22 protein-coding genes are annotated in these 22,986 nt (G+C 47.2%); 14 read left to right on the top strand and 8 right to left on the bottom strand.

Annotated features, from left to right (window positions below):
* The first annotated feature begins 102 nt into the window (after positions 1–102).
* Positions 103–1,371: an O-acetylhomoserine aminocarboxypropyltransferase/cysteine synthase family protein gene (locus ACZ5R2_RS08245; protein WP_464901809.1), complete on the top strand. Its 1,269-nt coding sequence runs from the start codon at positions 103–105 to the stop codon at positions 1,369–1,371.
* 55 nt (positions 1,372–1,426) lie between these two features.
* Here ACZ5R2_RS08245 and ACZ5R2_RS08240 read toward each other — a convergent pair whose 3' ends face one another.
* The gene (locus ACZ5R2_RS08240) at positions 1,427–2,530 is read right to left on the bottom strand and encodes a diguanylate cyclase domain-containing protein (protein WP_464901808.1); all 1,104 of its coding nucleotides are present in this window, start codon (positions 2,528–2,530) and stop codon (positions 1,427–1,429) included.
* Between the two features lie 421 nt (positions 2,531–2,951).
* On the opposite strand from ACZ5R2_RS08240, the gene ACZ5R2_RS08235 reads away from it, so the two are divergent.
* From ACZ5R2_RS08235 to ACZ5R2_RS08210, 6 genes are all read left to right on the top strand, one after another.
* Positions 2,952–4,142: an amino acid aminotransferase gene (locus ACZ5R2_RS08235; RefSeq protein WP_464901807.1), complete on the top strand. Its 1,191-nt coding sequence runs from the start codon at positions 2,952–2,954 to the stop codon at positions 4,140–4,142.
* Positions 4,143–4,355: 213 nt separating this feature from the next.
* A complete protein-coding gene (locus ACZ5R2_RS08230) occupies positions 4,356–6,044 on the top strand; it encodes an NAD-dependent malic enzyme (protein WP_464901806.1) in 1,689 nt (562 codons plus the stop codon).
* Positions 6,045–6,113: 69 nt separating this feature from the next.
* Positions 6,114–6,437: a DUF3392 domain-containing protein gene (locus ACZ5R2_RS08225; protein WP_464901805.1), complete on the top strand. Its 324-nt coding sequence runs from the start codon at positions 6,114–6,116 to the stop codon at positions 6,435–6,437.
* Between the two features lie 19 nt (positions 6,438–6,456).
* Entirely contained in the window at positions 6,457–7,170 is a 714-nt protein-coding gene (locus tag ACZ5R2_RS08220; protein WP_464901804.1) for a SanA/YdcF family protein, read from the top strand.
* A 91-nt stretch (positions 7,171–7,261) separates the two neighbouring features.
* On the top strand, positions 7,262–7,891 hold the full coding sequence (locus ACZ5R2_RS08215) for a cupin domain-containing protein (RefSeq protein ID WP_464901803.1): 630 nt from the start codon (positions 7,262–7,264) through the stop codon (positions 7,889–7,891).
* 56 nt (positions 7,892–7,947) lie between these two features.
* Positions 7,948–8,676 carry an SDR family NAD(P)-dependent oxidoreductase gene (locus tag ACZ5R2_RS08210; RefSeq protein ID WP_464901802.1) on the top strand — a complete coding sequence of 243 codons (729 nt, stop codon included), beginning with the start codon at positions 7,948–7,950 and terminating at the stop codon, positions 8,674–8,676.
* Positions 8,677–8,684: 8 nt separating this feature from the next.
* Here the strand turns inward: ACZ5R2_RS08210 and ACZ5R2_RS08205 are convergent, their stop codons facing one another.
* Entirely contained in the window at positions 8,685–10,016 is a 1,332-nt protein-coding gene (locus tag ACZ5R2_RS08205) for an MFS transporter (protein WP_464901801.1), read from the bottom strand.
* Positions 10,017–10,372: 356 nt separating this feature from the next.
* Here ACZ5R2_RS08205 and ACZ5R2_RS08200 point away from each other — a divergent pair, with 356 nt between their 5' ends.
* From ACZ5R2_RS08200 to ACZ5R2_RS08185, 4 genes are all read left to right on the top strand, one after another.
* Entirely contained in the window at positions 10,373–10,771 is a 399-nt protein-coding gene (locus ACZ5R2_RS08200) for a hypothetical protein (protein WP_464901800.1), read from the top strand.
* A 502-nt stretch (positions 10,772–11,273) separates the two neighbouring features.
* Positions 11,274–12,500 (top strand): sodium/glutamate symporter, encoded by a 1,227-nt coding sequence (gene gltS, locus ACZ5R2_RS08195; protein ID WP_464901799.1) that lies wholly within the window; start codon positions 11,274–11,276, stop codon positions 12,498–12,500.
* A 160-nt stretch (positions 12,501–12,660) separates the two neighbouring features.
* Complete coding sequence (locus tag ACZ5R2_RS08190) at positions 12,661–14,616, top strand: alkyl/aryl-sulfatase (RefSeq protein WP_464901798.1); 1,956 nt, start codon at positions 12,661–12,663, stop codon at positions 14,614–14,616.
* 10 nt (positions 14,617–14,626) lie between these two features.
* On the top strand, positions 14,627–15,079 hold the full coding sequence (locus tag ACZ5R2_RS08185; protein ID WP_464901797.1) for a hypothetical protein: 453 nt from the start codon (positions 14,627–14,629) through the stop codon (positions 15,077–15,079).
* A gap of 40 nt (positions 15,080–15,119) precedes the next feature.
* On the opposite strand, the gene ACZ5R2_RS08180 is transcribed toward ACZ5R2_RS08185, so the two are convergent.
* The 6 genes from ACZ5R2_RS08180 to folK form a co-directional block, all read right to left on the bottom strand.
* Entirely contained in the window at positions 15,120–15,809 is a 690-nt protein-coding gene (locus ACZ5R2_RS08180) for a zinc metallopeptidase (protein WP_464901796.1), read from the bottom strand.
* Positions 15,810–16,024: 215 nt separating this feature from the next.
* Positions 16,025–16,438, bottom strand: coding sequence for a GFA family protein (locus ACZ5R2_RS08175; RefSeq protein WP_464901795.1), 414 nt, complete (start codon positions 16,436–16,438; stop codon positions 16,025–16,027).
* Positions 16,439–16,674: 236 nt separating this feature from the next.
* Positions 16,675–17,391 (bottom strand): dihydromonapterin reductase, encoded by a 717-nt coding sequence (folM, locus tag ACZ5R2_RS08170; RefSeq protein WP_464901794.1) that lies wholly within the window; start codon positions 17,389–17,391, stop codon positions 16,675–16,677.
* Positions 17,388–18,026: a GTP cyclohydrolase I FolE gene (gene folE, locus ACZ5R2_RS08165; protein ID WP_464901793.1), complete on the bottom strand. Its 639-nt coding sequence runs from the start codon at positions 18,024–18,026 to the stop codon at positions 17,388–17,390. Before folE ends, folM begins: the two co-directional genes overlap by 4 nt.
* Entirely contained in the window at positions 18,026–18,415 is a 390-nt protein-coding gene (gene folX, locus ACZ5R2_RS08160) for a dihydroneopterin triphosphate 2'-epimerase (protein ID WP_464901792.1), read from the bottom strand. The genes folE and folX overlap by 1 nt, the downstream gene beginning before the upstream one ends.
* A gap of 103 nt (positions 18,416–18,518) precedes the next feature.
* Positions 18,519–19,025: a 2-amino-4-hydroxy-6-hydroxymethyldihydropteridine diphosphokinase gene (folK, locus tag ACZ5R2_RS08155; RefSeq protein ID WP_464901791.1), complete on the bottom strand. Its 507-nt coding sequence runs from the start codon at positions 19,023–19,025 to the stop codon at positions 18,519–18,521.
* Between the two features lie 397 nt (positions 19,026–19,422).
* On the opposite strand from folK, the gene ACZ5R2_RS08150 reads away from it, so the two are divergent.
* The 3 genes from ACZ5R2_RS08150 to ACZ5R2_RS08140 all read left to right on the top strand — a co-directional run bounded on the left by ACZ5R2_RS08150 (position 19,423) and on the right by ACZ5R2_RS08140 (position 22,825).
* A complete protein-coding gene (locus ACZ5R2_RS08150) occupies positions 19,423–20,949 on the top strand; it encodes a sulfatase-like hydrolase/transferase (protein WP_464901790.1) in 1,527 nt (508 codons plus the stop codon).
* A gap of 532 nt (positions 20,950–21,481) precedes the next feature.
* Complete coding sequence (locus ACZ5R2_RS08145; RefSeq protein WP_464901789.1) at positions 21,482–22,117, top strand: LysE family translocator; 636 nt, start codon at positions 21,482–21,484, stop codon at positions 22,115–22,117.
* Positions 22,118–22,438: 321 nt separating this feature from the next.
* Positions 22,439–22,825, top strand: a complete 387-nt coding sequence (locus ACZ5R2_RS08140; RefSeq protein WP_464901788.1) for a RidA family protein — start codon at positions 22,439–22,441, stop codon at positions 22,823–22,825.
* The last annotated feature ends 161 nt before the right edge of the window (positions 22,826–22,986 follow it).

Genomic DNA, 22,986 nt, shown 5'->3' with positions numbered 1-22,986 from the left:
CCCCGTCCTAATGACACTTATCTGTGACCTCAACCTCAGTACTTCGCACAATTTCTCGGCATCATGTTGAGTCAGTTTTAAATCAACGCTCAAGGAAGACCCATGAAAGACGAAACGCTTTCCATCCACTTTGGCTATGAGACCGACCCAACGACAAAATCGGTGGCTACGCCTATCTATCAGACCGTGGCGTATGAGTTTGATAACGCCCAACACGGTGCCGACCTATTCAATCTCGAAGTGCCTGGAAATATCTACACGCGTATCATGAACCCAACCAATGATGTGTTGGAGAAGCGCATGGCGGCGTTGGAGGGCGGGATCGCCGGTCTCGCGGTCAGCGCCGGAAGCGCGGCAATTAACTATGCAATCCAGACCATTGCCAAAGCGGGAGACAACATCGTTTCAACCCCACAACTATATGGTGGCACCTACACATTATTTGCGCACATGTTGCCTGACCAAGGCATTGAGGTGCGCTTTGCTAAAGACGACAAACCGGAGAGCCTGGCTGAGCTTATCGATGAAAACACCAAAGCGGTGTACTGTGAGAGTATTGGTAACCCTGCAGGTAACATTATTGACCTTGAGCGTCTGTCAGAGCTTGCTCACTCACAAGGCGTGCCGGTCATTGTCGATAACACGGTCGCCACCCCTGCCCTGTGCAAGCCTATCGAGTTTGGCGCCGACATTGTGGTGCACTCATTAACCAAATACGTCGGCGGCCATGGCACCAGCCTTGGTGGTATGATCATCGACTCTGGTAAGTTCCCATGGGCAGAGCACAAAGCGCGCTTCCCAGTACTCAACAAGCCAGAGCCGTCCTACCACGGCGTGGTGTACACCGAAGCGTTTGGCCCAGCCGCGTTTATCGGCCGTGCTCGCACAGTGCCTTTGCGCAATACGGGTTCCGCTCTGTCACCGATGAATGCCTTTATGTTGTTACAAGGCTTGGAAACACTGTCGCTACGTATGGAGCGCCACACAGAGAACGCGCTCAAAGTAGCTCAGTACCTTGAGCAACATGAAAAGGTCAGCTGGGTAAGCTACGCTGGTTTGCCTAGCTCTGATCACTTCCCTCTGGCGGAGAAATACATGGATAGCAAACCCTCGGCAATCCTGTCATTTGGTCTTAAAGATGGCTACGAGGCTGGAGTGCGTTTCTACGATGCATTGCAGATCTTTAAACGCCTGGTCAACATTGGTGATGCCAAGTCACTCGCGTGTCACCCAGCGTCAACCACGCACCGCCAATTGAGTGAGGCCGAGCAAAACCAAGCGGGTGTCTACCCTGAGATGATCCGCCTTTCGGTCGGCATTGAACATATTGACGATATTATCGCTGACTTAGAGCAAGCACTGAACGCTTAATGCTTGATCCACGCTGGGGTTGGCGATGTCGTTAGCCCCGTTTGCGCTTCCCTTATCAACACGCAATTCTCACCGCGCCCTTGCCTGCACTCTTGGCTTGATACATTGCCTGATCGGCCTGCTTGAGGCTGAGTTCCAAGTCCATATGATGCACTGGAATAAACGCCACTCCAACGCTGGCACTGACATTATGTTGTTTTCGCTCAAGTATCGGTAGTCGAGACCGAGTAAACAATTCAACAACCTTGCCGCTCAGCAGATGAACCTCTGCTTTGGTGTTAAGGGTATCGATATAAATGACAAACTCATCCCCGCCCAATCGGGCAATATTATATGGGCCGGGTTGCACGGTAAGCGTATCCGAGACCAGTTGACGTAGAGCAACAGCGAACTCGACTAATAATCGATCCCCGCTGTCATGACCATAATCGTCATTGATCTGTTTGAAGTTATCGAGATCGATGTAGATCAGTGCGCCACAAGTTTTACTTCTGTGCTGTTTTGCTCTGCACAACACGGAACAAAACGCCGCTCGATTAGCCAACTGAGTGAGAGAGTCAAAATAGGCCAGTTTGTGAATATCCTCCTGATGCATGCGCAAGATATAGTCATCAACCCTCTCTTGGAAAAATATCAAGATATGGCACATGCCACTTTGTGCCATCAAGGCCAACATAAAGCGCAGCTTAAACACATCTGCATATTCCGTCGTCACCAGATCATGATAAAGAACAATGATCACAGAAGTTAAAAATGCAGTGTTAACAACAACGCCAAGATGAAAACGATTAACGAAGATAGCAATTGCTGTAAGGGGGTATACCCACATCGCCCCGGTATTGGCGTGCCCACCTGACACAATTAAGTAGATGGACAGTGAGTAGATGATCATTGTCAAACCAATGAGTCCTAGCTGTCGCCTACGGCTGAGCAAGTACAGCGTCACGATCCCGAGCCCACTGAATCCCGCCAATACTAAGCCCATATCATCTCGGTCGACCCAAAAGGACTTGATCGAGAATACTGGTAAGAAGGCAATACCAAGAATCGCCAATACCCTGACCATCAACTCCTGACGACGCTGCCTGTCCTTGACCACTTCAGACAGCTTATCGGCGACAAAGCCATGCGAATGGCCATTCCATATTTTGTCTGTCATTGGGGGCTCCTTTGCAACTGAAGATTAAATGCCGCTGCCCAAATCGGGGTGAATACTTTTGGCGGTTATGTCCATAGCAAAGTACAGAGATAGCAACGGTAATCTTTCAGAAAACCGTGTTTCCCTTTTACTACTAGAGATATCAGGTTTAAGTCAGGATTGTCATAAAATTCATAAGCTTTAGTGATACAGCACCAACTTGAGATGACAATTTTGTTAACTGAGCACAACATCAAGGATTAGAAGGATTATGGTATTATTGGACCACTTTTTAGCAGGCATTCAGATCAGATTGGACGGACCTCAATATCTATCTATGCAAAGTGATTAAAAATGATAGTTTAGTGACGGATTATGTTGTTTATTCGCCACGTAAAAGGTATAAAAAAAGCAACCAATCTTCTTTACAAGGACGAGACTGATGTTTGAAAAAGTAATCGCAGCTCCGGCAGACCCTATCCTTGGTCTAACCGAAGAGTTCAAAAACGATCAACGCGCTGAAAAAATTAACCTTGGCGTCGGTATTTATAAGAACGAAGACGGTCAGACTCCGGTACTGACTACGGTAAAGAAAGCCGAAGCAGCAATACTGGAAACAGAAAAGACCAAATCGTACCTCACTATTGAAGGCACCACGGAGTACGGCCTTGCGGTGCAAAAGCTGCTGTTTGGCGCAGACTCTGATATCGTAACTAACCTGCGCGCAAAAACAGCTCAAGCCCCCGGTGGCACGGGCGCATTACGTGTGGCTGGTGAATTCATCAAGCGCCAGCTGGGCGATGTAAAGATCTGGATCAGCAACCCAACTTGGGCGAATCACAACGGTGTGTTCACCGCCGCGGGCATTGAAACCATCCAGTACAGCTACTACAACCCAGAAACCAAAGATAAAGATTTTGCTGGCATGGTCGCCGACCTTAGCCATGCCAATGAGGGCGACATCGTGCTGCTACACGGCTGCTGCCATAACCCAACCGGCATCGATCCAACGGTTGAAGAGTGGGAAACCTTGGCAAAGTTAGTCGCAGAGAAGAAACTTCTTCCTCTGTTTGATTTTGCATATCAGGGCTTTGCTAAAGGCGTTGAAGAAGATGCGGCAGGTCTACGTATCTTTGCCAAGCATTGCGATGAGATCCTTGTCGCTAGCTCATTCTCGAAAAACTTTGGTTTGTACAATGAGCGCGTTGGTGCATTTACTTTGGTGGCAAAATCCACTGACGTCGCCACCACGGCTTTCTCACAAGTCAAAGCGATTATCCGCTCTATCTACTCTAACCCACCAGCGCACGGTAGTGCTGTCGTGACCTACATCCTCAACGATGCGGACCTACGTGCTGAGTGGGAACAAGAAGTGGCTGAGATGCGCGATCGCATCCAGCAAATGCGTGAGCTGTTTGTTGCCACTCTGAAAGCCGAGGGTGTTGACAGTGACTTTAGCTTTATCGAACGTCAAAATGGGATGTTCTCATTCTCAGGACTGAGTAAAGAGCAAGTGAATCGCCTGAAGCAAGAGTTTGCTATCTACATCGTTGGCTCTGGCCGTATTAGTGTGGCAGGGATGACCAAAGCGAATATGGGACCGCTGTGTAAAGGTATCGCTGCGGTTCTGTAGTTAGCTAACTTAATTTTGTGCTACAAACTTAACCTTTCAGGTCAACTTGGTTCAAAGTTGACCTTTTTTTGTCCTTAAACCCAGTAACGCGGGTTGCAGTTCGCTATCTATATATTTAAAATTTATCCGATTTTTTGATGATATTGGACGTTGTCAACAGCGAGCTTTACCAACCTTAAGGTTCTCCCACTCCACAACCACGAAAGGTACCCGATGAATAACGATAAGCGCCCGCTTTATATCCCCTATGCTGGTCCTGCACTTCTAAGTACACCCCTGTTAAACAAAGGTAGTGCTTTTACCGCCGAAGAACGTATCTCTTTTAACTTAGAAGGCTTGCTACCAGAGAATACTGAGACGATTCAAGAGCAAGTAGAGCGTGCTTACCAACAGTACTGCAACTTCGAAAACGATATGGATAAGCACATTTACCTGCGCAACATCCAAGACACCAACGAGACCTTGTTTTATCGCTTGGTGCAAAACCACATCTCAGAGATGATGCCGATCATCTATACCCCGACAGTGGGTGCGGCGTGTGAAAACTTCTCTAACATCTATCGCCGTGGTCGTGGTCTGTTTGTCTCTTACGCTAATCGTGATCGCATCGACGATCTGCTCAACAACGCTGCTAACCACAATGTTAAAGTCATCGTAGTGACCGATGGTGAGCGCATTTTGGGTCTGGGTGACCAAGGTATCGGTGGTATGGGTATCCCTATCGGTAAACTTGCGCTCTACACCGCGTGTGGTGGTATCAGCCCGGCTTACACCCTGCCTATCGTATTGGATGTGGGTACCAACAACCCTCAACGTCTTGCTGACCCTATGTACATGGGCTGGCGTCACCCGCGCATTACAGGTCAAGAGTACGATGCGTTCGTTGAAGAGTTTATCCAAGCCGTTCAGCGCCGCTGGCCAGATGCCTTGATTCAGTTTGAAGACTTCGCCCAGAAAAATGCTATGCCACTGCTTGAGCGTTACAAAGACCGCATCTGCTGCTTTAACGATGATATCCAAGGCACTGCGGCGGTCACCGTTGGTTCTCTACTAGCAGCATGCTCAGCTGCAGGCAGCAAGCTCTCTGATCAGCGTGTCACCTTCCTCGGTGCAGGCTCTGCGGGTTGTGGTATTGCCGAAGCTATCGTAGCGCAAATGATCTCCGAGGGTATCTCTGAGCAACAAGCACGCTCGCAGGTATTTATGGTCGATCGCTGGGGTCTACTGCAAGAAGGCATGCCTAACTTGCTCGACTTCCAGCAACGCTTGGTACAAAAGAAAGCGGATACGGCGAATTGGGAATCTGACGACAACGGCTTCTCACTGTTTGACGTGATCAAAAACGCCAAGCCGACCGTGCTGGTGGGCGTATCGGGTGCACCTGGACTATTCAGCCAAGAGATCATCCAAGAGATGCATAAGCACTGTGAGCGTCCAATCGTTTTTCCACTCTCCAACCCAACCAGCCGTGTTGAGGCCACTCCGGTAGATATTCTGACCTGGACACAAGGCAACGCCTTGGTGGCAACAGGTAGCCCGTTTGCTCCAGTCGTGATTGATGGCAAAACTTACCCGATTGCTCAGTGTAACAACAGCTACATCTTCCCTGGTATTGGTCTGGGTGTATTGGCGGTGGGTGCGCATCGCGTCACCGACGAGATGCTGATGGAATCAAGCCGTGCGCTAGCCACCTGCTCGCCATTGGCTAAAAATGGCAAGGGTGCCTTACTCCCGCCATTAGAAGAGATCCACCTAGTATCTAAGAAGATTGCCTTCGCGGTGGCTAAAAAGGCGATTGAGCAAGGTGTTGCGCTCGAGATCACTGATGAGGCACTAGAACAAGCAATTGATCAGCATTTCTGGCAACCTGTTTACCGTAAGTACAAGCGTACTTCGTTCTAAATTTTAATCTTATTAACGCCTCGGCTTATTTGCCCAGGCGTTTTTTTCAAGTAGTTGTTTTAGGTAAGTATGTTAGATTTTCTTAATCCAGTTGGGGATCGCGTTGTCCCTTACCTCAATGATATCTCTACCGCAATGATCGCCTGTTTGTTGGTGATGGCCGGCGGTGAAATCAACCGTTTTCTACGCAAAGTGCTACGCGATCAAAACTTCATCGTACGAACTTTAATTTTTATTTTTATTAACTCGTTTGGCTATGGGCTGCTGATCGTTAAATGCGTTCCGTATCTGAGACAAGGACTACTTTCCATGCCAACGCCGTATATGCTTGCATCGATACTCGTGGCGTTTATTATCATTGGCATGTGGGCGCAAGATAATCGTCACGTCTAAAGGAAAGGATTCTGATTTCATGTTTGGCACTGTGCTAAAAGCTGTAAATACCGCCTTGTTGCTGATAGCGCTTGCCTTCACCTTGGTCATTGGCATTGATGCCTGGATAACCGAAAAAAACAGAGCTTTCATCTACCATGATCTCGAGCAAGTCCCCGAGTTCGACGTTGGTTTGATCTTGGGCACAAGTAAGTACCTGGGCCGAACATTAAACCTCTATTATCAATATCGAATGGACTCAACCTATGCCCTGCTCGATAGCGGCAAGATCAAGCATATTCTAGTTAGTGGTGACAACGCTCACCGCTCCTATAACGAGCCGTGGACAATGAAACGTGATCTACTTAAACACGGAGTAAGCGAAGATTTCATCCACTTGGATTATGCTGGCTTTCGTACGCTCGACTCGGTGATTCGAGCGCAAAAGATCTTTGGTACTAACCGAGTCCTGATCATCACTCAGCAGTTCCACTGTGAGCGCGCCCTGTTCATCGCCAATAATATCGGCATGGACGCGGCGTGTTTTGCCGCACAAACCCCAGGGGAACTGCCATCTTTTCGCCTGAGAGTGCGTGAGTTGCTCGCGAGGGTCAAGGCCGTGCTCGACCTCTTTATCTTCAACACTGAACCCAGATTTCTTGGTCCGCAGGAGCCCATTCAGCCTGGCACGGTAGAGTCCAACTACCCGTTCTCACCACAACCAGCGCAAGTAGAGCAATCGCAGCAGCCCTAAACCTCCACTGGTCATTACAGCACAGCATAGTTGCCAAACACAGCGGAAGCGCCGATGCTAAGAGAAATAGAGTGACACAAGGGCTCACATCATGCTCAACATGAATTTTTCTCAATCGGTCGCAATTGATACCAACTCAATCGACTGGCAGCCATCGCCACTGCCTGGAGTATGGCGCAAGCCGCTTGAGCGTGAGGCTGCCGAGGTCGGCCATGTCACCAGCATTGTCCGCTATGATCCCCGCTCCCACTTTAGTCAACACTTTCATCCTCAAGGAGAGGAGATCCTTGTCCTCGACGGTGTCTTTTCTGATGAACAAGGCGATTACCCAGCAGGGACTTACCTTAGAAACCCACCAGGCAGTCACCACACTCCCTATAGCCAACCTGGCTGCTTGTTATTCGTCAAGCTCAATCAAATCAATCAGGATGATACCGAGTCTGTCCGACAGTATACGCAATTGGACGCAACTGACACTCCCATCGTCTTACACCAACATCATAGCGAGCAAGTCGGCTTAGTGAGTATCGATGTGTTTCAATCACTGCCAGCCTTTGAGAGCTTCACCCATGTCGAGCTACTGTTGCTCACTGGTGCATTAATCTTCAAAGGACAAGAGCTGCAACCATTAAGTTGGCTACGTATCGTCGGTCATGACGCGGAACAGCTTGTGATCAGCAAGCCCTGCAATATTTGGTTTAAAGCCCGCAATCAAACCTGAACATTTTACTCCAATGCGCGTAGTTAATGGGCATTAAGTGTGAAAGAGGACTCACTATGATTGCGTTGATCGTTGGGGGAAGCGGCGGCATTGGGCAGGCACTGGCAAACACATTAATGTCGATGGGTTATGATGTCCACGCAACCTATCATCACACCTCTCCTGTAAGCACTTCCGATTGTGACGGCAAGCCTAAAAGCACTACATCAATTCAGTGGTATCAGTGTGATGTTACCTGCGAGGATCAAATTGAGAGCCTCGCCAGCCACTTTACATCCATCGACATACTGATCAACACAGTAGGTATTCTACACGCCAGCGAGCAAAAGCCAGAGAAAACGATCACTCAGCTCAATCCTGACGCATTCTTAAACTCGATAGCACATAACACCCTGCCCACCCTGCTACTGGCGAAGCATTTTCATCGCCAGCTTAATACTAAACACAAAACATTTTTGATCAGTTTTTCTGCACGCGTAGGTAGCATCTCGGACAATCAACGAGGTGGCTGGCACAGCTATCGTTGCTCCAAGGCTGCGCTGAATATGGCAATAAAGAACATCGCGATTGAGTGGCAGATCAAAGTCCCGCAATGCTGTGTGGTGGCCTTTCACCCAGGCACCATAGATACATCGCTATCGCAGCCTTTCCAAAGGCACTTGCCTGAAGGACAACTCAAGTCACCCCAGTGGGTTGCCGATAAACTGTGCAGTTTGATCTGCCAGTGGGACCAACGCGCTAGTGGGCTGTGCTATGACTACGAAGGAAGAGTCATCCCTTGGTAACGGCGGATCTAAAACACAGAGCACTGTTTGTTCTTGAAATAGAAAAACACGCTAATAGCGACAAACAGCAATGTAAAATAGTAGAAGAACGACGACAGTGAGGCCAAAAATGCTAGGTTCTCTTCTATCTCCACTTCGCTGTAACCGCTCGAAACCAACTTATAGTAATAAGCGTATAGCATACCAATAAGTCCATAACCTAAATTAAATATCAAGCCTTTAAAGCTGAGCACCGTGGCGCGATTATGCGATTCGGTATTTTTGTTGAGGTGATAGCTGGTAAAAATGTTCATCGTCATAATGATGAAGATTAAAATTAACGCTGGAATGACCCCATAAATCGGCCAGCCCAAACCTATCCAATAGTAGGTGCCCATGGTCGCAATTCCCGCCAGTGCAATAAATGGCTTGGGAGCGATACGCTCTGCCAATAGCCGACTTTGACCTGCAAGTAGGATTTGCAGCACACTGATCCCAGCGCCAATGAACCCGAAATAGAGGATTGGTATGTCAATTGCGTGGTAATACTGGCTGTTCATGGTCAAAAACATCCGTGATGTGTGCTCAAATAAGCTGTAGTACAGCAAGATAAACAGCACATAAGGGGTCGAGAGTACCCACTTACATGTCGCCATCGTCAGTTTGAGGCTCTCCATCGCACTCGAGGTGTACTCACCTTCATTGTCAACGTGCTTTTGGTCCTCTTGCATGTTGAAAGCGGCGTAAATCGCCACCAGCGCGACAAACAAAGTGGCGATCACCGGAATACGCATCAGATCCTGTGTACTCTCTGGCACTGGCAGTCCAAGTAGAGAAAACACGCTTGCCATAAAATCCACATCATACATCGCCGCCCCGATCAGGGTGACAAAAATGCCCACGCTCGAAGCAATTCGCAACTGGATCTGCAGTACCTGTGGCCACGCGTTCTCTTTCCCCTGCTCTTTGAGCGTGTCGTACGCTAGAGCTTCATCTGCACCGCTGGCCAAAGACATTGCCAAACCGCTCAATACACGGTTAATAAAAAACACCACAAACACCAAAGTCGGGTTACCGGTTGGCACAAAGGCAATCATGGCAATCTCAATAAACATCGCAAACGATGAAAGCACCACCAGCTTCTTGCGCCCCAAGGTATCGGCAAAAGCCCCAGAGGGCACCTCGGAAATCACGATGGTGGCCGCCCATACGACATTGAGCATGGCGAACTGCGACAGGGTCAGTCCATAATCTAAATACAATAGGGTAAAAACGGGATAGTAAAAGCGCGCAAAATAACTGCTGCGAAAAATCAAGAAGTAGCGAACATTATCGATTTGAAGGATCTGTTTGAGCGTCATATTACCGTCGGTCGTTTAAAACACATTAAATTAGGTATAGACCCATAAGAGCAGATGGTAAAAACGAGCCCTCCACACTCCATGATTCTTACTTTATCCACAGCCAGCGACGGTTAAAATTAAGATGGCGCAATTCTAATTAAATTCACTGATGCAAATCAAAAAGCAGCAGAGATCCGTACACAGGTTTGCTCTTGGTTGTGACAGAGTGGTTATCCTGCACTGTTGAGCTAATTGGTAGCCAAATTGAAAAACATCTGCCCAGAGTGAAAAAGGCAACGGGATGGCATTTTGCAAGAAAAACGGCATAATCGTAGCGTCTAACACTGAAGAAAACTCCTAAAGAAGAAAGCACCATGAACGATTTTCAATACTACTTCCATCAACTTCCTTGCTTTAACTGTAAGAAAACCAAAGTAAGCACTGACTTGGGCTGGCTAACCGCCACGATGAAAGAAGATGTTCTAGCGCAGGTCGACACCATGATCAGCCAAGGTAATGTTGAGCCTGACCTTACCGTCAACGTCACATGCGACAAAGATGAGGCTCGCGTGTATCTGCTGTTGAACTTCTTCGGTTACTCAGAAGACGAACTTGCTGCTCAAATTGAGCCGGAAGATGAGCAAGAAGTTGCGAATGAAATCAATCAGCTGATGGGCTCTGATCACGACACAGCCGCGTTTGAACATGAAATTGCCCTGCAGAGCTGCAGCGATTGTGAAATCGATCTCGAGTTGGACGGATCTATTCGCTGACGTTGCTCGGTATAGCGGTCCACTCTGGGATATTGCAATAGCCTCCTCAAACACTTAGCAACAATTCGATCAGGTCAAACCAGTTATCATATGGTATAGTGCCGCGCTCTCTGAGGAGATGGGTCCAGATGAATCAAGAAAAAGCGCTTGAATTGGTCTATTTTTAAACGCATAAGCAGAGGATTGGCGTGAACGCCACCGTGTGCTCTATGTGCCTCAGAGGAAAAATGTTTGTTCAGCCGCTCAGGGTGCCAACTTCCACGGAATTGAGATTGGATTAGGCTCTTTGGTTATTAATAACAAACACTTACTCTCGCAACAAAAGAGCTCACTGAGCTCTTTTTTACGTTTTTGCAGCATCAAAATGGCACAAAAAAGCATCGCCACCTACGCGCAGAAACTAGCTTCAGGCGCATACAAATAATGCGAGATACGGTTGAACAAATTAGACTAACGCTCATTCATTAAGGAGGATGACCGAGCAACAATAAAAAGAGGTTATATGAATCAACTAATTTCTGTCGGTGCACTAGAGTCATTTCTCATTGCAATCTTGGTCCTGTTCTTAGGTCACTTTATCAACACCAAGCTTCCTGTCCTGAAGAAATTCAACATTCCTGAGCCCATTGTTGGCGGTTTGATCATCGCCTGTATCATCACAGGTCTGCACTTCAACGGTGTCGACCTCGAATTCGATCTACCTCTACAAAATACCTTTATGTTGATGTTCTTCGCTACCGTTGGTTTGGCGGCAAATTACACCCAGCTAATGAAAGGTGGCGCGAAGGTGTTCCTGTTTCTTGGGGTCGCATCGGTGTATATCATTATTCAAAACGGTGTAGGGGTCTCGCTGGCTTCCCTGCTCGGCCTTGACCCGCTTATGGGTCTGATCGCTGGCTCCATCACCCTATCTGGTGGACATGGTACTGGTGCCGCGTGGTCACAAACCTTCCAGGAGGTGTATGGCTTTGAGAACGTACTCGAGATTGCCATGGCATCCGCCACATTTGGCCTGATCATCGGTGGTATCATTGGCTCACCCGTTGCCCAGCGCTTGATCGAGAAAAACAAGATCGAGTCCGAGTATGGTTGCAGCACTCATACCCACGAAAAATTCCCTGAGCTGGTCACGTACAATGAGTACGAAGAAGACAAGGTAACGGCGAAAAAAGTGGTCGAGAATCTGTTTTTTTTGCTGCTGTGCGTCACCGGTGCGCGCTATGTTGAACAGTGGGTTTCGACCTATGAAATCAGCTGGTTAATGATCCCTGACTTTGTTTATGCCCTTTTTATTGGTGTGATCATTACCAACTTCCTAGAAATTACCAAGGTACGCAAACTTGATACTGAAACCATAGATATGCTGGGTACGGTATCTCTGTCGCTGTTCCTTGCGATGGCACTAATGAGCCTGCGTCTATGGAACATCTTTGACCTCGCAGTTCCGTTCCTAGTGATCCTCAGTGTGCAATCGGTTATATTGGGTCTGTTCTGTTACTACGTGACTTACAAAGCCATGGGCAAGAATTACGATGCGGCGGTCATTTCCGGTGGTCACTGTGGGTTTGGTCTTGGTGCAACGCCAACAGCAGTAATGAATATGGGTACCATCGTTAATCGCTTTGGCCCATCACCACAAGCCTTTATGGTTGTGCCAATTGTTGGCGCGTTTTTCATTGATATTGTCAACCTGATTATTCTTCAGGGGTACATTACTTTCCTTGGCTAATCTAGCCTGAGATGGCAGCCTTAATCTGGCTGCCATCAAGTTCAATTCTCTCCTTCCCTATCTCACTCATCGTTAATTTCCACCCGTTGTGATCCAGACTGACTAAAGCAATCTATAGTTGATACTACTGCTAATTAACTCATTAACCAGGAGCAACCCTATGAGGCAGATCACCTCCCTACTTGTGATTGCAAGCCTCTCAGCTGGAGTTTGTGCTGAGTCACCGAAGCCTGCAAGCGAAGTCACCAAAGCCTACAATCAGCAATTGTTGTCGACGCTGCCGTTTGATGACCAACAAGACTTCGAAGACGCGCAAAAGGGCTTTATCGCCAGTCAACGTGTCGTGACCATTACCAACGATCAAGATGACGTGGTTTGGGATCTCGAAGAATACAAAAAGTTCATCACTCTTGAAGCAGATGCGCCAAACAGTGTTAACCCCAGTCTATGGCGAAATGCTCAGTTAAATATGCTGAATGGACTGTTTGAAGTCACCGAGGGTATTTACCAAGTCAGAGGCTACGATCTTTCCAATATCACATTTGTTCAAGGCGAAAACGGCTGGATTGTCCTCGACCCACTTATTTCACAAGAGACTGCAAGAGCCGCACTGACTTTTATCAATGAGCAGCTTGGCGAGCGACCTGTTGTCGCGGTTATTTACAGCCATAGCCACATCGATCATTTCGGTGGAGTACGCGGCATTGTTGATGAACAAGCTGTCCTTGATGGCAACGTCAGAATCATCGCCTCCCATGGCTTTACCGAGCACGCCGTATCGGAGAACGTGATTGCCGGCAATGCCATGGGGCGACGTGCCGTGTACATGTATGGCGCGCTGCTGCCAAGGAACGAATTTGGTGGAGTGAATGGCGGATTGGGTCAAACAACTTCAACTGGGCTGGCAACATTAATCAAACCCACTGATATCATTGAGCAAACTGGTGATGAGCTGACGATTGATGGTGTGCGAATGGTATTCCAGTACACCCCAGGCTCTGAGGCTCCTACAGAGATCAACACTTGGTTCCCTGACAAGAAAGCCTTGTGGATGGCAGAAAACACCACCAACACAATGCACAACATTCTCACTCTGCGCGGGGCGCAGGTCCGTGATGCACTCAAATGGTCTAGCTACCTGCAAGAAACTATCGAGATGTGGGGCGATGAAGTTGAAGTTAAGTTCCAAAGCCACCACTGGCCGAAGTGGGGACAAGCCAACATCGTTGATTACTTCAAAAAGCAACGCGACATGTACAAATACACCCACGACCAAACCGTGCGCTTGATGAACCAAGGTTACATTGGTTCTGAGATCTCTGAGCTCATCCAGTTCCCTGATGAGCTCGAGTATAATTGGAGCACGCGGGGTTACTACGGTACTTTGCGCCATAACAGTCGAGCAGTCTATCAAAGATACATGGGCTGGTACTCGGGCAATCCTTCCGATTTAAACAACCTTCCGCCAACTGAAGCCGCGATTAAATACGTCGAGTATATGGGGGGTGAACAAGCAACTATAGACAAGGCACAAAAAGACTTTGCCGCCGGAAATTACCGTTGGGTCGCTGAGGTAATGAAACACGTAGTGTTCGCCAACCCTGATAGCGAAAAGGGCAAAGCGCTGCTTGCTGACAGCTATGAGCAATTGGGCTACCAAGCAGAATCTGGCCCATGGCGCTCAGTCTACCTGCAAGGGGCGTTTGAGCTGCGCAACGGTACTCCGAGCGCGGGCGGAACCAACACTGCCTCACCCGATATCATCCGTAATATGCCACCTGAAATGTTGTTTGATTACCTCGCAGTGCGTATATTACCCGACAAAGCCGCTGGGCAAACCTTTGTTATTAATGTTAATTTCACCGATCTCGACGAACAATACAGCTTGATGGTTGAAAATTCTGTCCTTAACCACACCCGTAAGCAAGCCGCGGAGTCCGATGTCGCACTGACTCTTACCAAGGCCACCCTCGATGATATCCAGCTTGGAAAGCTGACTTTAGAGAAGGCTATCGCTGATGGTGATATTCAACTTGAGGGCAAGCCCGAAGTGTTTCAGCAGTTTGTCGAGATGCTTGATACATTCAACTTCTGGTTCAACATCGTAACCCCGTAAGGTCAAAAAAATGAATAAGACCCTTGCCCTAGTGGCAAGCCTAACTGCAAGCTCACTGACGTGGGCTTGCAGCTATGATGGGCAATTTTCTAACCCATTTACCCAAAGCTATCCAGGCTCGATAGAAGTCGCGATCGCCACCCAACATGCCGTCCTTGGTAGACAACTGGCGAACCCAGAGGCCCTACCGGGTAATCAAGGCTTGAGAAGAGTCACCTGGTGGTTACAACTCATCGCGGATCAGGAGCCCACACTGCCAGAAAAAGCTTACATTTACTTGGTGGATAGCCATTTATGGTCGCAAGTCACCGCCAACAGCAGCATCGATATCCATGTGCCAGAGCCAACCGCTGCAGGACAAGTGTTTTTGATGTCCGAGGCTGCCTTGCAAGCGGTTGTGACTAATAAGCTCTCCCTGAGAGAGGCACAGGCACTCGGTGTGATCGTTGAGACAACGCAATAGCGCAATCTCTCCACAAAAAGCAAACGCCACCGCGCCACCATTAGCGACGAAGCACCGCGATCCATCGCCCCAGGTTTAGCAAGCTAGTGAGTGAGGCAGCGACATAGGTCAGCGCCGCCGCCTTAAGAATTTTCTCTGCGTGCTGCAGATCACCCTCATGCAGATAACCACCTTTCTGCAAAATTGGCAAAGCCTTGCCATAACTGGCATCGAATTCAACCGGAAGCGTCAACAGATGTACCAGAGTACTCAATGCCATTGAGACAACGCCAATCAATATCGTTATCGCGCCCGCTTGCGGCACGCGGGTGAGCATTAGGACAAGCGGAGCGGCCACAAGCATCATTCCGGCAATACGCTCACCGACCATGGCGGCCTTTACGAGGTTCTGCCGCGCTAGGAACAAGGTCTCGCGGCGTGAATCTTGAATGGCATGCCCCACTTCATGGGCGGCCACCGTCACCGCCGTTAGTGAGTATCCTGAGTAGTTGTCCGGCGTCAGACGCACAGCCTTAGCGACCGGATCATAATGATCGCCGGTAGCGGTCTCCTCTACATCAACGTTCCCCAAGCCAAAGCTGTCCAAAAGATGGCGAGCAAGCTCACTACCACTTCCCTTATCACGGTAGCGATCAGTGGGCTGTCTGTACTTGTCCATCACATGCCTGACCCACAGGCCCGGCAGGAAGACGCACAGCGCGATCATAAGTAATATAACTATCCAAATCATTTAAATTAGTGTGCTATAGGCTATTGCGAGACTACTAAACATTATACGCATAATAGTGAGCAACAGATGCTTGCTAGCAATAGGCTGACTCGACTATCGAGATTAATGTTTCGGTGACCTTACCACCTTAATAAATTACGAATAACTACCGGTGTGAATGTTGCTTAACGGAGTGTCCAGTATTAAAGGGGCGGATCATCCAAGACTGTATCCCGTCAATCAATATCAGAAGGCATCATCTCGAATTTTGGGATATTGTCACCGAGAAAGCCCTCATCCCAGTCGGCTCGAGAGCCAACAAAAACGTGAGCCGATATACTTGTATTAGTAGCGTCGGTTATTAAGCCTGCGGGTATCCAGTATGAATCACAACTGGTGGTCAAATTTGGCACTGGACTGCCACATTGCGTGCAGAACTCCGACTTAAAGCCGGTTTTTGTGGCGTACGCCTTGATTAACGGCTTGCCTGAGCACCATCTAAAGTTTGATGCTTTGACTATTAATGCCGAGTTTGAAGAAGAACCAGAAACTTTACGACATAAAGAGCAATGACATTGATAGATCGAGGGTAATTCCCCCAACAATTCAAACGAAACATCACCACACAAACAACTTCCTTTCAACTTCATTCTCCTGAGCTAACTAGAATGTATGCCGCCTTTGAGGGCGGAATTTTTCCGCCTATGTTGATGGCATTCATCATGAAACTCAAATGGTATTAGAATATTGTTTGAATCAACTGATGTCGACACACCTAGTTGCTCCGAATCTATCGGGGATTAACTTGCCTCTACCCTTATGTTAGACAGCCCCGCTTCCGCTATACTCCAGTACTCTTTGTGCAATAGACATACAACCACAGGTTTTACTTCAAATGCCTACCGCCATCTAGGTGCAGCGTCCTCCCTGTCATGTACTGACTCGCCAGAACAAATTTGACTCCATCAATCACCTCTTCAAAGCCCGCCTCTGTGGGGATCAGCGCTTTTTGCAAGGCTTTGGCTTTGTAGTTCTCATCGTCATGCTCGTTGAACTTAAGCATGGCCGGGGAAATGGTGTTAACTTTCACCTTGGGAGCTAGCATTGCGGAGAAGGAGAGCGTCAGGTTGTTGAGAGCCGCTTTACTGGCCGCGTAAGCGATGTGTTTTTTGCTGCCTTTCTCTGCAGCGTAGTCACTGATGTGGATGATGTCTGAGGTTACATCGCCGAACATCAGTTGGTCTTTGAGGGTTAAGTTGACGAGATAGGGCACACTGACATGCACCGTCATCATCTGATTTATGATTTGTGAGGCGTTCTCACTGGGGTTTTGCTTGTTTTCCGGCTGCCAGTCAGAGGCGTTATGTATGATGGCCCTAAGTGCCTTGTACTCTTGCCCCACGTAATTAAGAAATCTCTCTAAGCTGCCTTGTTGATAAAAGTCTACGTGCTGTAAGTCGGCGCCACCGTCGCGCAATCGTTGCAAGTGAGGATAGTCGCTACGGTAGGTGCCAATCACCTTGTATTTGTCGGATAAAAGCTGCTGCGCCAGCGCAAAGCCCAGACGCTTTCCCACACCGGTTATAACAATGGTTTCACTCATCGCAAGAACTCAGCTCTAGTTTGAGGGTTGGTTTTGAAAATACCACCAAGCGCGGTGGTTGAGGTTTCAGAGTTGGTATCCATCACCCCTCTGGATTTCACGCAATAGTGAGTGGCTTTGATCGTCACCGCAACATTTTCGGTCTCAACCAGAGTTTGTATCGCAACCAGGATCTGCTGAGTAAGGCGCTCCTGGACCTGAGGACGCTGAGCAAAGAAGCGCACAATACGGTTTATCTTCGATAGCCCAATAATCTTGGATTCAGGAATGTAGGCTACCTGCGCCAACCCATCAATGGTGATAAAGTGATGCTCACACGTTGATGTTAAATCAATGCCCGACACCTTGACCATTTCATCGACGGACATTTTATTTTCTATAATGCTGATTTTTGGAAAGTTATTGTAATCAAGCCCTGAAAATATCTCATGGACATACATTTTGGCAATGCGGTGCGGTGTTTCAGCAAGACTGTCATCGGTTAAATCCAAACCAAGCGTACTAACAACTTCTGTTAGCAGTCCTTTGATGCGATTGTACTTTTGGTCGCTGTTCATTTCACTCGGTATCATCGGGGTTTCGAGGCCCTGTGCGAGCAAGGCTTTTCTTACTTTTTCGGCTTCGGCAGTCAACATTAGCTCGCTCCTTGTGGATTATGGTTGTGGTCTGCTTCGTAGCTCAAGGTAAGCGAAACGGAATCGGCGAAACGCAAGGCATGAGGTTTATCGACCCTCACTTGTGCGTACCGTACCCATTGATGATCAATACAAATACCGAGCACGTCGCTGGTGAGCTTTTCTAGTAGCAAAAACCTGCCCGACTCGACGTGATGAATAATTTTCTTGCAGATATTTTTGTAGTTGAGCGCGTTGTCCACATCATCAGCAAGGCAAAGGTTGTTGGCGGGATAATGGATCTCTGCGTTTATGATGATGTCTTGCTGCTTGGTTTTCTCTTCTTCATTGAAACCTATAAAGGTTCTCAGTCTGAGATTAGTAATAGTAATAATCGCGTTGTGATTCATAACTGTTTCCGATCGTTAGGGAGTGATCGCAGTTACGTGCTGGTTAGAAAAAAAGATCATCCAAGGCATAGCGACCAGAAGGCCAGCCGTTGGTTTAAATCAGCTACAAAGACTCATTGAAGTTGAGCTTAAAAGGTATGAGTTGTGTTTTCTGGCTCGACTGATCGAATTCACTCCAGATTTGTTGAAACGAGATGCCTAGCGTGGGATGGGACTCTTGCGCGGCAACATCGACCAAGGGTCGAAGCACGAAAGCATACTTGGTGATGTCGCCTCTCGGCAGCTCTACGCCATCGACAAGGCCCACTTGATGGCCGTACAAAAGGAGATCGATATCCATCGTGCGAGAAGCAAATGCTTTGGTCTCACGCTGGCGACCACTCGCTAGTTCGATTTGGTGGAGAATCTCAATCAACTCTGCAACAGGTAGCTCACACTCGAACCCGACGACTAGGTTTAAGAAGCTCTCCCCTTCGAAACCAACGGGCTCACAATCGTAAAAACCAGAGATTTGTAAAGGTGCAAACTGTTTGTTCAACGCCTTTAAAGATTCTGTAATGTTGTGCTCACGATTAATGTTGCTACCGATGCTGACATAGACAGTGGCCATACTATTATCTTCCTATTGTTCGTCAGTGGATTGGTGAGTTGCGCTACGTCACTGGATGTAAAAGATAAGGATAGCTCTCAAACGTTTACTCCGAGAGGCCACACGTCATATTTACTAGAGAACAAGTCGCATATCGCTGTCGAAAGTCGATGAGCAAAACGCTCCCTTTGGGCCGTTAATATTCGAGCGTATCAACTAGAATTTTTTGCTTTTGGTTAACCGGATAACAATATTGGTATTGTATTTCAATTATAGTGTTTGTTCTCAATTGTAGTTCATACGGTTTAGCTGCTACCCGCACGCAAACATATCACCACAAAAACTACTTCTTCAAGTTAGTGATTTTCCAAATATCGTTTTGGCAACAACTGACGCTCTAGGCAGATATGGAGACAACATGACACGAAAGAATATTCTGTTTCTACTCAATGATCATCAGGCGTATTATCGACATGGTTGGGACGGCGGCCCAAAAGTACAACGACCTAGCTTCGCCAAGCTGGCACAAAAAGGGGTGTCATTTGAGAATGCCTACTGTGCAGCGCCACTTTGTGGTCCCGCTAGACGAAGCATGTTAACAGGCCTATATCCACATAGTCATCGAGAACTTGACAACGATGTTAATCATCCTTTCGACAAGCAGACCTACCTTCAGGTACTCAGAGAAAACGGTTACGATAACTACTACTTTGGTAAATGGCATACTGGTCCGGGTGATGCTTTAGAGCATCATTGTCAAGGCTTCAGTCAATCTGGCTATGGCAATCCTTATCGCTCGCCGGAGTATCACGATTATTTACAAAGAACAGGTCTCCCTAAACCGCAATTTAAAGTCGATTTTAACCTGTGTGAAGGGCGTGATGCTGACTATGCTCATAAACTAAGTGCCGCCGCTGAAACTGGTAGTGACTTTACTACAGACTTCGATGACTTTTGGTTTCCAGCAGCTGGCCGTCTACTGACTCCCAAAGAGACCCATTCATCCTTTTTTCTCGCTGATTTAGCTTGCCGTCAGTTAAAGCAGTTAGCTGAATCTGATAGTGATCGACCATTCCATTTAAGAGTTGATTTTTGGGCCCCACATCAACCCTACTTTGCTACCTCTGAGTTCACTGACCTTTACCCACCTGAGCAGATCCCCGAATATAAGAGCTTTCGCGATAACCTTGCCACCAAGCCAGATATTTATTGGCGCGAGGAAAATGAAAAGCTCAGCCATAACAATAGACTAAACCCCAACGCTATGTCGTGGCAGCAGTGGCAGCAACTATTGTCACTCTGCTACGGGCAGATCACATTAGCCGACCAAGCTGCGGGGTTAATCCTCGATTGCCTTGAGGAGTTGGGGCTAAGTGAAAATACCATTGTATTGTGGACGACTGACCATGGTGACACAGTTGCTAGCCATGGGGGGCACTTCGATAAAGATCAAGCGATGCCTGAAGAGCTACTGCGTATCCCGATGGCGATGAGTTATCCAGGCAAAATCGAACAGGGTGTCACCAACTCGGCGCTAGTGAGTAACCTAGATATTGGCCCAACCATACTTGATGCTGCTGGTTGTCGTTACGATCAGCCCGTTCATGGTAAAAGCTTACTCTCATCCGTGACACAAGATGAAAGTCAAAGACGTAACAATCTGGTAATAGAAACTCATGGCAGGAAGGGAAGTCGCTATTTTGGCCGTGCAATTATTCAAGAGAATTTCAAGTATGTTTACAACCATAAAGACAGAGATGAGTTGTATCATTTAATCTCCGATCCATACGAGCTAGACAACCTAATTCACAGTCCGGAGCATGCAGAGCGAGTCGAAACTTTGCGCCGCGAACTAAGACAATGGCAGTTAGACACAGGTGATGATAAGCAACTTGATTTTGAGTTGCCATCAAAGGTAATGGAACCGGAAACTGCCCAGAATTAATATAGCTATAATCAACCACGAAGCGCACTCTCAACCCTGGTTAAGCAAATGTTCTGGGTTGAGATTCAGGGGACAGGAAAAATGAAATCAAGAAGCACAAACAAGAAAACAGTTGAGTCAGACGATAGAAGCAATCGCTAGTCAAAGTCCTCTGTAGCTTAAGTTGGGTTAGTCAGGACGTGACCTGCCAGTTCTCTAGCAGAGATGTAATCAGATCTTACAGATTACCATAGCTCACTTTTGCCCCATTTCGTGCCAGCGGCGCTCAACTTCACAAATCACCGTGAAGTGGTTTGGCCTACTTTTCCTCATGCCTTGTGAGTGTCTAAAGTTCTGGGGCTTTACGAGTTGTGTGCAGTAATAAATAGGCCGTGAAATCATAACTCCGTAACTCAAAACTAGAGCGATCCTAAGTGCTATATTTGAAAGAAACGATCACTGTAATCCATGAAATCTAAGTTTTCTTCAGCCCAGAACACCCTTATGTATGCTATTTATTTAACGTGTTTTTATGTAAACAAAGGAATGTTCTATGAGTGTGGAAGTTTGGTTGATGTTTAGCCTAGCTTATCTAACGGTAACTCTCTCTCCCGGCCCCAATGTGCTATTAGTTGTTCAAAACAGCGTAAAATATGGCTGGAAATCAGCTATATCGACGATAATAGGAAATTTAGCTTGCCAGTTTATCGTTGTTGGTATGGTGGCTATTGGTGTTGGTGGCATAATAGCTCAACTACCGACATGGTTTTTCGTCATGAAATGTGTAGGTGGTGTATATCTCATATATCTTGGTTATCAGAGTTTAACGAAGAAGCACACTGGCGTATTTGTAAGTAAGAAAATAGATGCAGGGAATGGTGTACCCGTTGCTAAAACACTGTTCAAACAGGCATTTTTGGTTTCAGCAAGTAATCCAAAGACTCTGATATTTCTATCAGCATTTCTACCTCAATTTATTAATACCGCCAAGTCTCAGCTCTGCCAATTCGGCATTATGTATTGCTCGATATGCCTTATTGTGCTTTTAGTTCACGTTGCGTACGCTTTAATTTTTGGCGGTGTTGGTCAAAGGTTAAAATCGATTCGATTTGAAGAAAAGTTATCCAAAGTCACAGGTGGTCTATTTATTAGTATGGGTGGTGGTGTTCTATTGAGTTCTCGAGCTTAGTGTGGCTAACTGATGCTGACTGAGAATTGCCCCTTTTCAATTTATGCCCCACAAACAGGCGAGCAAGCCTTTAATGGTTTTGCCCAAATTATAGTTATGCGACGTGCTTCTTAAGTTATTAATTCATCAATCGAGACTGCCAAGTTTTGTGCCATTCGTCACATTTGACTAGTGTTTTGCTATATCAATGATTTGTATGACTTACTTCCCCAATACGGTGTGTAATGATTGTTGGGTTGTTTAGAGGCACTTCGAGTGTCCCTAGTCACCATAAATCTTCTGTATTGATGTGAGGTCAAATTTGCTAATAAGGAGTATCGTTTGCGGAAATTAATAAGCTCAGGCTCCCATCTTGAGTCTCCGATTGGTTTCTCTCGTGCCAGTCGTATCGGCAATCACATTGCCGTAGCAGGCACAGCACCAATAGACAATGGGATGACTGTTCATGCAGGAAATGTTTACGAACAGACCAAATATTGTCTAAAGCTATCAATCTCAGCTATAGAAGAAGCAGGCGGTAGTCTAACAGACGTTATTCGAACGAGGATAATGCTCACTGATATCTCTGAATGGGAACAGGCAGCAAAAGCTCACGGAGAATTATTTTCAGAACAACGGCCAGCTTGCACGTTTGTTGAAGTAAAGGGGTTTATTGACCCTGAGTGGTTAGTTGAGACAGAGATGGATGCAGTGATAAATGGGTCCTGAGATCAACTCTTCGTCAGTCAAAACTGCCCCAAAGCGCGTTTCTCCAGATAGCAGAAGATGGACCAGTATCCGAAGCTCTCATCAATTATTCTAATCTATACGTGAGTACAGTTGTCAGGTCTTACCATGATAATAAGAATCCTCGGAGTGGGACCAAATTT

This window comes from Vibrio sabulosilitoris, from assembly GCF_055391395.1.
The sequence above is the reverse complement of the archived record's forward strand: the minus strand, read 5'-3'. Positions and strand labels throughout refer to the sequence as shown.